The organism is Rhodococcus sp. B7740 (assembly GCF_000954115.1).
GTDB lineage: Bacteria > Actinomycetota > Actinomycetes > Mycobacteriales > Mycobacteriaceae > Rhodococcoides.
Map to the genome: position 1 here is coordinate 302,421 of NZ_CP010797.1, position 12,777 is coordinate 315,197.

Consider the following 12,777-nt stretch of genomic DNA (forward strand, 5'->3'; position numbering starts at 1 on the left):
CTCGGATTTCGTCCAAGCCGCCCATCGACACAGGTGTGCGTGGGTAGGGTTCGACCCTGTGAAAGCTTTGCGTCGATTCACCGTCCGAGCCCACCTTCCCGCCCGCCTGAATGCCCTCGCCGAGCTCTCGACAAACCTCAGGTGGTCGTGGCACCCGTCGACGCAGGATCTGTTCGAGCACATCGATCCACTGTTGTGGACCGAGCTCGAGCGCGATCCGGTGGCCGTACTGGGAGCCGTCGCACCTGCGCGTCTCGAGGAACTCGCGGCCGACGAGCACTTCCTGGCCGAGTTGGACGCCGCCGAGGCCGATCTGCACGACTACCTCGCCCGACCGCTCTGGTACCAGAACGAGCTGGCCGAGGGGCGTGCTCTGCCGTCGGGCATCGGGTACTTCTCGATGGAGTTCGGTGTCACCGAGGTCCTGCCGAACTACTCCGGCGGGCTCGGAATCCTCGCCGGCGACCACCTCAAGGCTGCCTCGGACCTGGGACTGCCGTTGATCGGTGTCGGGCTGCTCTACCGCTCGGGCTACTTCCGTCAGTCGCTGACGGCCGACGGCTGGCAGGCCGAACGCTATCCGTCCCTCGACCCGCACGGTCTGCCACTGCGGTTGCTCACCGACGACGGCGACTCTCCGGTGCTGATCCACGTCTCGATGCCCGGATCTCGGGTGCTGCGAGCGCGGGTGTGGATCGCCCAGGTCGGACGCGTCCCGCTGCTGCTGCTCGATTCCGATATCGCCGACAACGACCCGGAGCTGCGCGGGGTCACCGACCGGTTGTACGGCGGCGACCAGGATCACCGCATCAAGCAGGAGATACTCGCCGGTATCGGCGGAGTCAGGGCGATCCGGGCCTACACCCGTGCGCACGGACTGCCCGATCCCGAGGTCTTCCACATGAACGAGGGCCACGCCGGATTCCTCGGCGTCGAACGCATACGCGAACTCGTCACCTCGGGAACACTGGACTTCGATGCGGCGCTGGCGGCGGTTCGAGCGGGTACCGTCTTCACCACCCACACCCCGGTCCCCGCCGGAATCGACCGGTTTCCGGCCGATCTGGTGCGGCACTACTTCGCAAGTGCGGACGGCGGCGCGGACTCGGCGCTGCTGCCGGGGTTGCCGATGGATCGAATTCTCGCCCTCGGCGGCGAAGCCGACGCCTCGGTGTTCAACATGGCGCACATGGGACTGCGTCTGGGGCAACGTGCCAACGGGGTGTCGAAGTTGCACGGCATCGTCAGCCGCGAGATGTTCAACGACCTGTGGCCGGGATTCGACGCATCCGAGGTGCCGATCGGATCGGTCACCAACGGCGTTCATGCTCCGACGTGGTCTGCCCGGGAATGGGCGGAGTCGGGGCCGATGTCCTCGGACGAGGTGTGGTCCACGCGCAACGCTCTGCGGGCGCAATTGGTGGACGAGGTGCGGCGTCGGGTGCGGCGCTCGGCCCTCGAACGTGGCTCGACCGAGGCCGAGATCAGTTGGACAGCAAACGTTTTCGATCCCAATGTCCTCACCGTCGGATTTGCTCGACGAGTGCCGACGTACAAGCGCCTGACCCTGATGCTCCGCGAACCCGAGCGACTTCGCGCCATGTTGCTCGACCCGGTTCGCCCGGTCCAGTTGGTGGTCGCAGGCAAGTCGCACCCCGCCGACGACGGCGGAAAGGCGCTCATCCAGCAGATCGTCAGATTCGCCGACCAGGCCGACGTACGGCACCGCATCGTGTTCCTGCCCGACTACGACATGTCCATGGCTCGATTCCTGTACTGGGGATGCGACGTGTGGCTGAACAATCCGTTGCGACCGCTCGAAGCCTGCGGTACCTCGGGCATGAAGTCCGCGCTCAACGGCGGCCTGAACCTGTCGATCCGCGACGGGTGGTGGGACGAGATGTACGACGGGGAGAACGGCTGGGCGATCCCCACCGCGGACGGCGTCACCGACGACAATCGGCGGGACGATCTCGAAGCCGCTGCTCTGTACGAACTGCTCGAACAGGCGGTACTACCCAAGTTCTACGACCGCGGTGACGACGGGGTACCGAGTCGCTGGATCGAAATGGTGCGGCACACCCTCGAGCAGCTGGGCCCGAAAGTGCTGGCGTCGAGAATGGTTCAGGACTACACGCTGGGTTACTACGCCCCCGCTGCCGAGTCCGCCCGCGCGGCTTCGGCCGAGAACAACCGCGGTGCCTCGGATGTCGCGTCGTACCGCCGGCGCGTCGAACAGGCATGGAGCGCAGTGAAAGTCACCCGGGTCGACAGTGACGGTCTGCCGGACACCCCGGTGATCGGCGCGGATCTCTCGCTGCGCGCCGACGTCGATCTCGGCGGACTCGACCCGTCGGACGTCGTGGTGCAGGCGGTCGTGGGACGCGTCGACGAGGAGGAGAACCTCACCGACATCCGCACGACGGCCATGACGCACGTGGGTACCGAGGGTGGTGAGCACATCTACGCGGGCGAGACGCTGCTGCCGCACAGCGGCGCAGTGGGATACACGGTGCGGGTGCTACCTCACCACCACGGTCTCGCCTCGGATGCCGAGCTCGGTCTGGTGGCGACTCCGTAGCCGGGCGCGTTACTTTCCGGCCAGCCGGGTGAGCGCCTTGCGCACTACCTCCGGATCCGAGGTCTCCCAGAACGGCGGCAGCGAGGCGCGCAGGTAGCCGCCGTAGCGGGCAGTGGCAAGTCGTGAATCGAGAACGGCGACAACACCTTTGTCGTCGACGCTGCGGAGCAGTCGGCCGACGCCCTGCGCCAGGAGCAGGGCTGCGTGGTTGGCGGCGACCGCGAGAAAGCCGTTGCCGCCCCGGGATTCGACGGCCTGCTGCCGGGCGACCAACAGCGGATCGTCGGGCCGCGGGAACGGAATGCGGTCCAGGATCACCAGGCTCAGCGATGGGCCGGGGACGTCGACGCCCTGCCACAGCGACAGCGTCCCGAACAGGGACGTGGCCTCGTCGTCGGCGAACTTCTGCACCAGTGCGCCGGTGGAGTCGTCGCCCTGGCACAGAATCGGGGTGTCGAGGCGCTCGCGCATCTCCTCGGCGGCGGCTTTCGCGGCCCGCATGGACGAGAAGAGTCCGAGCGTGCGACCACCGGCGGCGCTGACCAGCGACTCGATCTCGTCCAGAGAGGACTTCGAGAGGCCGTCGCGTCCGGGCGGAGACAGATGCTTGGCGATGTACATGATGCCTGCCCGGGCATGGTCGAACGGCGAGCCGACGTCGAGCGAATTCCACCGGATCGACCCGGTGTCGGACGGCGGTTCCACACCCGACGCCATCGCGGTGTCACTGCGCGAGGGCTTCTCTGCAGGCAGGCCCCAGTTGACGGCCAACCCGTCGAACGATCCGCCGACGGTCAAGGTCGCGGAGGTGAGCACCACGGTGGACTCGGCGAACAGGCGAGCCCGCAGCAGTCCGCCCACCGACAGCGGCGCGATGCGGACCGTGCGTTTGACGTTGCCGCGGAAGTCGTCGACGGCATGCCAGACGACGTCCTTGCGCTTGGCCGGATCTGGTTCGTCGAACGCCGTGAGGACACGAACCGCGCTGTCGTGAACCTCGTCGACCGCGACCAGAGCCGCGCTGCGAGCTGCGGCAGCCTCGGGATCGCTCGCTGCCATGCCCTGTTTGTTGGGGCCGATCGCGGTGCGCACTGCCCAGGCGGCATCACGAATCGAAGCGAGTGCTGGGCCGACGCCGTCGGGTAGGGACTGCCACCGGCTCGGCGGAAGCTCGTCCAGAATCGCGGCCCAGTTCTCGGCGGCACCCTCGAGCTGATCGACCGTCTCCTCTTCGATCAACTTGGCGCTCCGGCGAGCCGCGGCGGTGACGGTTGCGGCCGACAGCTCCTCCGTGGCCACACCGGTCACCCGGTCGACCAGTTCGTGGGCCTCGTCGACGACCACGACGTCGTGCTCGGGCAGGATCTGGATTCCGGTGATCGCGTCGATCGCGAGCAGCGCGTGATTGGTCACCACGACGTCGACCTGGGCGGCCTCGGTGCGGGCGCGTTCGGCGAAGCAATCTTCGCCGACGGGGCAGCGGGACTTGCCCAGGCATTCGCGGGCGGTGACGCTGACCTGCCGCCAGGCCTGATCGCTGACCCCGGGCACGACGTCGTCGCGGTCGCCGGTCTCGGTCTCGGACGACCACTTGGTCAGCCGTACCACCTCGCGGCCCATGCGTGAGACGGCGAAGGGGTCGAACAGTTCCGCATCCGGGGCCTCCTGCGCAGCACCGGTGTGGATCTTGTTCATGCACAGATAGTTGTTGCGGCCCTTGAGGATTGCGAACTTCGGTCGACGGCCGACAGCCTCGGTCAGGGCGTCGGACAGGCGCGGGAGATCGCGGTCGACCAGCTGCCGTTGCAGTGCGATGGTGGCCGTGGAGACGATGACGGTCCTGCCCGATTCCACAGCGTGCCGGATGCTGGGAACGAGGTAGGCGAGAGACTTGCCGGTTCCGGTGCCTGCCTGCACCGCCAGATGCTCACCGGTGTCGATCGAGTGCGCCACCGCCGAGGCCATCGTCAGCTGATTGCTGCGCTCCTTGCCGCCGAGCGAGTGCACCGCGACCTGCAGGAGAGCGGGAACGGTTGGCAACTCGGTCTTCGACGGCACCGAAGCAGACTACTGCCGATCGCCCACTCGCTTCGGTACCGACACCGCTGTCACCCCTCGACGAAGCGCGTGGGTATGGCCGGTTCGCCCTGAGACAGTTTCAGACCCTCCCACGGGAGGCTGACGAGGCGTCGGGCCAGCAGGTCACGGCCGTCGGCGAGCGTGGGGAGGTCGGCGACTCGTTCTCCGCCGCGGACCAACGGCGTGGTCAACGTCTCCACCGTCAGATCGCTCTCGACGGTCGGCGGAGCGTCGAACGGGTGGACGATCTCCTCGACTGCGGTGCCGGTGCTCCGCGCGGTGCGCAGCGCCGCTTTGGTACCGCCACGCGATTCCTTGTGACTGCTGCGCTTGGCGACGGGGATTCCGTCGACGGTGACCAGTTTGTAGACCATGCCCGCAGTCGGGGCACCGGAACCGGTCACCAGAGACGTTCCGACGCCGTAGGAGTCGACCGGCTCGGCCCGCAGCGCGGCGATGGCGTACTCGTCGAGGTCGCCCGAGACGACGATCCTGGTCTTCGGCGCTCCCAGGGCGTCCAGTTGGTCGCGGACCTGGCGCGCGAGCACGCCGAGGTCGCCGGAGTCGATGCGCACACCGCCGAGTTCGGGCCCGGCGACCTCGATGGCGTTGGCGACACCCTGGGTGATGTCGTAGGTGTCCACGAGCAGGGTGGTGGCCACTCCGAGAGCGCGGATCTGAGCCGCGAATGCAGACCGTTCGTCCGGGCCGTCGGCGGTGGTGTGCAACAACGTGAAGGCATGCGCCGACGTGCCCGCGCCTGGAACGCCGTGCCTGCGGACGGCTTCGAGGTTGGACGTTGCAGTGAATCCCGCGAGGTACGCCGCGCGCGAGGCGGCGACGGCGGCTTCCTCGTGGGTGCGACGCGATCCCATCTCGATGATCGGACGGGACTTCGCGGACGCCACCATCCGTGCTGCCGCGGATGCGATCGCACTGTCGTGATTGAGGATGGAGAGCACGAGCGTTTCGAGGACGACGCACTCGGCGAAGGTTCCGCGAACGGTCAGAACGGGGGAGCCAGGGAAGTACAGCTCACCCTCGCGGTAGCCGTCGATGTCGCCGGTGAAGCGGTAGTTGCGCAGCCATTCGACGGTCTCGGCGTCGAGGAATTCGGCGACGATCCGCAACTCCTCCTGGCCGAAGCGGAAACGTGCAATCGCATCGAGGATGCGTCCGGTGCCCGCGACGACTCCGTATCGGCGACCGCCGGGCAACCTGCGCGCGAACACCTCGAAGCTGCAGATTCGATCTGCGTAACCGCTGGCCAGGGCCGCCGACAGCATCGTGTACTCGTACTGATCGGTCAGCAGTGCTGTGCTGGCACCGTCGCCGGGATTCGCGTGATCTGTGGTCGCATCGTTGCTCACCTCGCCCACACTACGAGCGAAGGGGCGAGCGTGGGACGCTGGCCCGATACGCCGTACCCTGTTGGGCATGCCTTGGTTGACGGTGGATGGATCGCTTCTGCCCGTGGACGGCTTCTCGGCAGGGGACGTCGTCGCCGCGTCTCCGCAAGCGGTCCCGGCACAGACCGAGGCCGTCGCGGCCGACGAAGCGCATGACACCCCCTGGGTCACCATCGTCTGGGACGATCCGGTCAACCTGATGCACTACGTGACCTACGTGTTCCAGAAGCTCTTCGGCTACAGCAAGGCCAAGGCCACCGAGCTGATGATGCAGGTGCACTCCGAGGGCAAGGCCGTGGTGTCGAGCGGAGAGCGCGACGCGATGGAGAACGATGTTCGACGGCTGCACGCGGCCGGTCTGTGGGCCACCATGCAGCAGGACAAGTAACCAGCTCACCACCTCTTCGTCAGTGAAGGACATCAGCAACAGTGCGCACGTGGACGAGACGGAATTCGTTGTCCGGGGTCAAGATAAAATCCGAGATCGATGCGCGTGAGGCTGCCGTGCTTCGGTCTCTCGTCGGCTCGGTTCTCGGCTTGCTGCGTGACCGTTCCGCCGCCGCTCCCACCGACGAGCTCGCAGCGCTGACCGGTCTGCGGACCGGCCACAACAGTCCGCCCGAGGATGCCGCGCTGGCCCGGCTGCTGCCGGACTTCCATCGCGCCGATCCCGACCGCGACGAGGAGGATCCGACCGATCTCAACGGGGCTCTCCGAGGACTTCACGAGCCCGAGATCATCGACGAGAAATTGGCTGCCGGATCGATGATCCTGGCCACTGTTCCCGAGTCGGGTGGCAAGATCGTGCTGACCCAGGAGCAGGCGGACGCATGGTTGACCGGCCTCAACGACGTGAGGCTGGCGCTCGGCACGACGCTGGGGATCAGCGCGGACACGCCCGACGTCCTCGACGAGGGTGATCCTCGAGCTCCGCATCTCGACGTGTATCACTGGCTGACCTGGATGCAGGATTCTCTCGTGCAGGTCCTCATTCCCTAGGACGCGCGCGTGACCGCTGCATTCCAGACACCCGGACCACGGGACAGCCTGACCGATGTGACAGGTCTGTTGGTCGGCCATCATCACGACCTCGACGACGACGCCACGATGGGGTCCGGTTCGGCGACCGGCTGCACCGTCGTACGTGCTCTCGGAGGTGCCACGGCCGCGGTCGACGTTCGCGGCGGGGGGCCGGGAACGCGCGAGACCGATCTGCTCGATCCGAGCCATTCCGTGCAGCACGTCAACGCGATTCTGCTGACCGCGGGCAGTGCCTACGGGCTGGCGGCCGCGGACGGCGTCATGCGATGGCTGGAAGAGCACGGCCAGGGCATTCCGATGGGCAGTCCCGATCATGTCGTTCCGATCGTGCCGGCCGCAGTGATCTTCGATCTTCCGGTAGGCGACTGGGCGGCGCGTCCGACGGCGGAGTTCGGTTACCTCGCTGCCGCCGCAGCAGCAACCGAATTCGAGACCGGATCGGTCGGAGCAGGAGTCGGTGCTCGCGCCGGAGTGCTCAAGGGCGGCGTCGGTACCGCCAGCACGGTGATCGAGGGTGGCCCTGCCGACGGAGTCACCGTGGCGGCACTGATGGTGGCCAATCCGGTGGGGGCCGTGTTCGATCCGCGCACGGGGCTGTTGTGGGGAACCGGCACGCTCGGACCCTCAGCATTCGGTATGCGCAAGCCCGATGTGAACCAGCTGTGGGCCGCGCTCGCCCTCGAACCCAAGGGCACCGCGCTCAACACCACGATCGGTGTTGTCGCCACCGATGCTGCGCTGTCGTCGGCGTCGTGCAAGAGGATTGCCGTCGCCGGTCACGACGGTCTGGCGCGTGCCGTTCGACCGGCACATTCCCCACTCGACGGCGACACGATCTTCGCCGTGTCCACCGGCACCAGACCCGTCGGCCCGGAGTCCTCGGTACCCGCCGCGTTCTCGGTGGAACTCCCGATACTGGCCGCGGTCACCGAGGCCGCGGCGATCGTCGTCGAGCGCGCCATCGTCCGGGCCCTGCTCGACGCCTCCTCGGTGGCCGGCATTCCTACGTATCGCCAGATCTTCACGTCCGCGTTCGGTGGCTCGGGAGTCTGAGGGACTCGGGCGTGTCACCTCTGCCCGGTACCGTGGTGGGACCGAATTCGGAGGCGATCATGAGCGAGATCAGTAACCGTCCTGCCCAGCGTGGGCGGCCGGTCTGGATGCAGGCCGCCATGCTGGTGGGAGCATTCACGGTGCTGCTGTGGGTCATCGAGTTCGTCGATGTGGCCAGCGGATCGAGAGTCGAACGCAACGGCATCGAGCCGCGCTCGGTCGAGGGGTTGTGGGGCATTCTGTTCGCGCCCGTGCTGCACGACGACTGGCAGCATCTGATCGCCAACACCGTGCCCATCGTCGTACTCGGGTTTCTGGTGCTGCTGTCCGGACTGACGCGTGGGCTGGCGGCCACCGGGATCATCTGGGTGGTCGGTGGCTTCGGTACCTGGCTCACAGCCGGAGCCGGAAACACTATCGGAGCGTCGATTCTGATTTTCGGCTTCATCGCCTACCTGCTCGTCCGCGGCTTCTTCACCCGCAGACTCGGCCAACTCGCGATCGGCGTCGTGGTGTTCGTCCTGTACGGCAGCGCCCTGTGGGGCATCCTTCCGAGCGAGCCGAACGTCTCGTGGCAGGGACATCTGTTCGGCGCGGTGGGCGGAGTGGTTGCCGCTCGATTGTTGTCCGCCGATGCGCGGGCCGAGCGGGCGCGGATGAAGTCGCTCGACCGGCCCACTCCGTAGGCGCTGGGTAACTACGGACACAGCTGTCGCCTGCGGTGAATTTCGCCGACTCGCGCTGTGAATACTGCCCGAACGTTTCGAGCGATGCGCTCGGCGTGGCAGCATGGCTTTCATGCGAATTACCGTCCTGGGATGTTCGGGCAGTGTGTCCGGACCCGATTCGCCCGCGTCGGGCTACTTGCTGGAAGAAGAGGAGACCTCCCCGGTCGTCCTCGACTTCGGTCCCGGCATCCTCGGGGCATTGCAGCGCTACGCCGATCCGGGAGATGTGAGTGTTCTGCTCTCACATCTGCATGCCGATCACTGCCTCGACGTTCCGGGGCTGCTGGTGTGGCGGCGCTACCATCCCACTCCGCCGGAGGGACGAGCGATCGTCTACGGACCGAAGGACACGGCGTTCCGGCTCGGCGTCGCCTCGGCCGAGTGCGGTGGGCAGATCGACGACATGTCGGACACCATCGACCTGCGTCGCTGGGTGGACGGCCGCACCGTGGAGTTCGGAAAGTTGTCGATTCTGGCTCGGCAGGTGTTCCATCCGCCGGAGTCCTACGGCATGCGCGTCACCACCGCGCAAGGCCGCACGTTCGCGTACAGCGGAGACACGGGAATGTGCCAGGCGGTGCGAGAACTGGCGGACGGAGCCGACGTGTTCCTGTGCGAGGCGTCCTGGACCGACAGTCCCGAGCGGCCGGAGGGAGTGCACCTGTCCGGAACTGAGGCCGGCCGAATCGCGCGAGATGCAGGGGTGGGGGAGCTGCTGCTCACGCATATTCCGCCGTGGACCTCACGGGAGGATGTCATCGCCGAGGCGAAGGCAGAGTTCAGCGGACCGGTGCACGCGGTACTGCCAGGGGACGTCTTCACCGTCTGACGACGCGCTAGGCTTCGAGTCGTGTCCAGACGAGAAGACGGCAGGGCGGACGACGAGCTCCGCACCATCAAGATCACCCGCGGATTCACCAGCCACCCGGCAGGGTCGGTGCTGGTCGAGTTCGGCAACACCAGGGTGATGTGCACGGCCAGTGTCGAGGAGGGTGTGCCGCGCTGGCGAAAGGGATCCGGTCTCGGCTGGCTCACCGCCGAATACGCGATGCTCCCCGCTGCAACCCACACCCGTAACGGCCGCGAGTCCGTCAAGGGCAAGGTCGGCGGCCGCACCCAGGAAATCTCTCGATTGGTCGGACGCTCACTGCGAGCATGCATCGATCTCGCTGCGATCGGCGAGAACACCATCGCCCTCGACTGCGATGTCCTCCAAGCCGACGGTGGTACCCGCACCGCGGCTGTGACCGGCGCGTTCGTCGCTCTCAACGACGCAGTCACCTATCTGCGCGCCGCGGGACGACTGGCCGATCCGCAGCCGATCTCGTGCATGATCGCCGCGGTCAGCGTCGGCGTCGTCGACGGCCGAGTGCGCCTCGATCTGCCCTACGAAGAAGATTCGCGCGCCGAGGTCGACATGAACGTCGTCGCCACCGACACCGGCACGCTGGTGGAAATCCAGGGAACCGGGGAGGGCGCGACGTTCCCGCGCACCACACTCGACAAGTTGCTCGACTCCGCATTCGTCGGTATCGAGAAATTGTTCGAGGTGCAGAAGGAAGCCTTGGCGTTGCCGTATCCCGGCGAACTGCCCGAGCCTGCAGCCGCGGAATCGAAGAAGAAGTTCGGTGCCTGACTCGAAGCTTCTGGTAGCGAGCCGGAACGCGAAGAAATTGCGCGAACTCCGGCGGGTGCTCGACGCCGCCGGAGTGGCCGGAATCGAACTGGTGGGCCTGGACGAGGTGCCGCCGTTCCCGGAGGCTCCCGAGACCGGAGCGACCTTCGAGGAGAATGCGCTCGCCAAGGCGCGTGACGGCGCGGCGGCCACCGGAATGCCTTGTGTGGCAGACGATTCCGGGATCGAGATCGATGCCCTGAACGCGATGCCTGGGGTGCTCTCGGCGCGCTGGTCCGGTACGCACGGGCAGGACGAGGCCAACACTGCACTGGTTCTGGCGCAGTTGAGTGACACCCCGGACGAGCGTCGCGGAGCCGCATTCGTCTCGGCGTGTGCCCTGGTGATTCCGGGCGGCACCGAGACGGTGGTCCGGGGCGAATGGCGCGGGGTAGTGGGCCGAGAGCCAATGGGGGAGAACGGCTTCGGCTACGACCCCATCTTCGTGCCCGAGGGCGACGGCCGCAGCGCCGCGCAGCTGAGCCCGGAGGAGAAGGACGCCGCCTCGCATCGTGGTCGCGCGCTTCGCATGCTCGTTCCGAGCCTCGGCGAGCTGGCGGGGCGGTAGCTCGTGGCGATGCGAACCGTTTCGATGCGGACATCGGTTGTGTTCGCCGCCGCAGCCGCACTGTGCCTGGCGGGCACCCCGGCCGACGCGGCACCCGCGGCCGGCTCCTTCGCCGAGGCCCTCGCCTATTCGATCGCGCACCCAGGCGTGACGCCTCCGGGCGCGAACGATTTCTCGTGTGTTCCGAGCGCGCAACATCCCGAGCCGGTGGTGCTGGTGCACGGATTCCTGGAGAATTCCTACGACAACTGGGCATCGCTGTCGCCGACGCTGGCCGAGGCCGGATACTGCGTGTTCGCCATCGACTACGGCAACACCGGGCCGGTTCGGGCGTTCGGTGCGCTCGAACCCATTCCGGAGAGTGCCGCGGAACTGTCGATGTTCGTCGATTCCGTACTGGAGTCGACGGGCGCGCAGAAGGTGTCGATCGTGGGGCACTCGAAGGGCGGCACCGTGCCGCGCTACTACGCCCGCTTCCTCGGCGGAGACCACACGGTGGCACGGATCGTGGCGTTGTCTCCACCGAACCACCCGACGGCGGGCCCGCCGACGCAGGACGACGTGCTCGAGCGTCTGAACGAGGGCAGCGACACCGTCTCGGGTATCGACTACACCACCATCGTCACCCGGTACGACCAGATCGTCGTTCCGTACACGGCGTCACTGCTCAGCGGCGCGGGCAACACGAACGTGGTGTTGCAGGACCTGTGCCCGGCCAACGTCGTCGAGCACACAGGAATCTCGTACGATCCGCTGGCTCAGCGGCTGGTGCAGAACGCATTGGATCCGGAGAACGCGCAGCCGGTCGACTGCTGACGTCAGACGCCGAAGTCGGCTTTGACCTGCTTGGTGCGCTTGTGCTCGACGTAGAAGGACAGGAACGGGATGGTCCCGGCGAGCAGTGTGCCGATCGTGCGGGCGGCGGGCCACCGCACCTTGATGGCGAGATCCACCGTGAGCACGAGGTACACGAGGTAGACCCAACCGTGCACGACGGCAATCCAATTGGGCACGTTCTCGACCTTGAAAACGTACTTCGCGACCATCTCGGTCACGAGAACGAGCAGCCAGATTCCCGTGGCGTAGGCCAGAACGCGATAGCGCAGCAACGCGGAAGCGATCTTCTGGGTCTTGTTCGCAGACGCCTGCGTCTTGTCCGGTGCCGAACTCACGTGGTGCTCCTGTCGGTCCCGCGGGATTCGTTCAGCTCCGCGAGGTAGCTGTTGTATTCGAGCAGTTGCCTGGCTTCGGGATCGTCGAGGTCCCTGGCGTCGGCCGCCGGGGCCTGCCGCTGGGGGAGCAGGTCGAGGGGCACCTCGGTGGGTCCGTCGGGCCGCACTGCAGCCGCCTCGTCGGAGTCCTCGTCCTCGAGGCGGACGAACTTGCGGTAGGCGTAGACCACGAACACTGCGAACAGGGGCCATTGGAACGCGTATCCGAGGTTCTGACCGTTGCCGCCTACTGCCTCGAAGCGTTCCCACTGCCACCAGCCGAGTCCCAGGCACACCGCCGCGGACACGATGACCAGCGCAATCAGTGCTGGCCGACGGTTCGGGCGGGAGGAAGTCACCCTTCGACGGTACCGGAGGTACTACTACTGGAGGTAGTCGCGTGCTGCGGCCCGGCGGTGATTCTCACCATGG

Annotated in this window: 13 protein-coding genes; 9 read left to right on the top strand and 4 right to left on the bottom strand. The window is 66.9% G+C overall.

Annotation, left to right across the window (positions count from 1 at the left end; genetic code table 11):
• The first annotated feature begins 58 nt into the window (after positions 1-58).
• Positions 59-2,581: an alpha-glucan family phosphorylase gene (gene glgP, locus NY08_RS01375; protein ID WP_032394665.1), complete on the top strand. Its 2,523-nt coding sequence runs from the start codon at positions 59-61 to the stop codon at positions 2,579-2,581.
• Positions 2,582-2,590: 9 nt separating this feature from the next.
• Here the strand turns inward: glgP and NY08_RS01380 are convergent, their stop codons facing one another.
• A complete protein-coding gene (locus tag NY08_RS01380; RefSeq protein WP_032394664.1) occupies positions 2,591-4,639 on the bottom strand; it encodes an ATP-dependent DNA helicase in 2,049 nt (682 codons plus the stop codon).
• A 50-nt stretch (positions 4,640-4,689) separates the two neighbouring features.
• Positions 4,690-6,039 (bottom strand): nicotinate phosphoribosyltransferase, encoded by a 1,350-nt coding sequence (locus tag NY08_RS01385; RefSeq protein WP_045194510.1) that lies wholly within the window; start codon positions 6,037-6,039, stop codon positions 4,690-4,692.
• 58 nt (positions 6,040-6,097) lie between these two features.
• Between NY08_RS01385 and clpS the strand changes: the two genes are divergently transcribed.
• The 8 genes from clpS (at position 6,098) to NY08_RS01425 (ending at position 11,950) form a co-directional block, all read left to right on the top strand.
• Positions 6,098-6,457 carry an ATP-dependent Clp protease adapter ClpS gene (gene clpS / locus NY08_RS01390; RefSeq protein ID WP_176459275.1) on the top strand — a complete coding sequence of 120 codons (360 nt, stop codon included), beginning with the start codon at positions 6,098-6,100 and terminating at the stop codon, positions 6,455-6,457.
• A gap of 41 nt (positions 6,458-6,498) precedes the next feature.
• A complete protein-coding gene (gene aosR / locus NY08_RS01395; protein WP_032394662.1) occupies positions 6,499-7,068 on the top strand; it encodes an oxidative stress transcriptional regulator AosR in 570 nt (189 codons plus the stop codon).
• Positions 7,069-7,077: 9 nt separating this feature from the next.
• A complete protein-coding gene (locus NY08_RS01400; RefSeq protein WP_045194512.1) occupies positions 7,078-8,163 on the top strand; it encodes a P1 family peptidase in 1,086 nt (361 codons plus the stop codon).
• A gap of 59 nt (positions 8,164-8,222) precedes the next feature.
• Positions 8,223-8,849 carry a rhomboid family intramembrane serine protease gene (locus NY08_RS01405; RefSeq protein WP_045199506.1) on the top strand — a complete coding sequence of 209 codons (627 nt, stop codon included), beginning with the start codon at positions 8,223-8,225 and terminating at the stop codon, positions 8,847-8,849.
• A 112-nt stretch (positions 8,850-8,961) separates the two neighbouring features.
• Positions 8,962-9,720, top strand: a complete 759-nt coding sequence (locus tag NY08_RS01410; protein WP_176459274.1) for a cyclic nucleotide-degrading phosphodiesterase — start codon at positions 8,962-8,964, stop codon at positions 9,718-9,720.
• 21 nt (positions 9,721-9,741) lie between these two features.
• The gene (gene rph, locus NY08_RS01415; protein WP_045194515.1) at positions 9,742-10,527 is read left to right on the top strand and encodes a ribonuclease PH; all 786 of its coding nucleotides are present in this window, start codon (positions 9,742-9,744) and stop codon (positions 10,525-10,527) included.
• Positions 10,520-11,134: an RdgB/HAM1 family non-canonical purine NTP pyrophosphatase gene (rdgB, locus tag NY08_RS01420; protein ID WP_032394659.1), complete on the top strand. Its 615-nt coding sequence runs from the start codon at positions 10,520-10,522 to the stop codon at positions 11,132-11,134. The genes rph and rdgB overlap by 8 nt, the downstream gene beginning before the upstream one ends.
• A 9-nt stretch (positions 11,135-11,143) precedes the next feature.
• The gene (locus tag NY08_RS01425; protein ID WP_045199507.1) at positions 11,144-11,950 is read left to right on the top strand and encodes an esterase/lipase family protein; all 807 of its coding nucleotides are present in this window, start codon (positions 11,144-11,146) and stop codon (positions 11,948-11,950) included.
• A gap of 2 nt (positions 11,951-11,952) precedes the next feature.
• Here the strand turns inward: NY08_RS01425 and NY08_RS01430 are convergent, their stop codons facing one another.
• Together NY08_RS01430 and NY08_RS01435 are read right to left on the bottom strand one after the other, a co-directional pair.
• A complete protein-coding gene (locus NY08_RS01430; protein ID WP_032394657.1) occupies positions 11,953-12,306 on the bottom strand; it encodes a DUF3817 domain-containing protein in 354 nt (117 codons plus the stop codon).
• Positions 12,303-12,704, bottom strand: a complete 402-nt coding sequence (locus tag NY08_RS01435; protein WP_032394656.1) for a glucitol operon activator — start codon at positions 12,702-12,704, stop codon at positions 12,303-12,305. Before NY08_RS01435 ends, NY08_RS01430 begins: the two co-directional genes overlap by 4 nt.
• Positions 12,705-12,777: the final 73 nt, after the last annotated feature.

Excerpts from the sequence above, each read along its gene's own strand:
- clpS (WP_176459275.1), top strand. The coding sequence starts at position 6,098 with ATGCCTTGGTTGACGGTGGATGGATCGCTTCTGCCCGTGGACGGCTTC.
- NY08_RS01410 (WP_176459274.1), top strand. The coding sequence starts at position 8,962 with ATGCGAATTACCGTCCTGGGATGTTCGGGCAGTGTGTCCGGACCCGAT.
- NY08_RS01425 (WP_045199507.1), top strand. The coding sequence starts at position 11,144 with ATGCGAACCGTTTCGATGCGGACATCGGTTGTGTTCGCCGCCGCAGCC.
- NY08_RS01405 (WP_045199506.1), top strand. The coding sequence starts at position 8,223 with ATGAGCGAGATCAGTAACCGTCCTGCCCAGCGTGGGCGGCCGGTCTGG.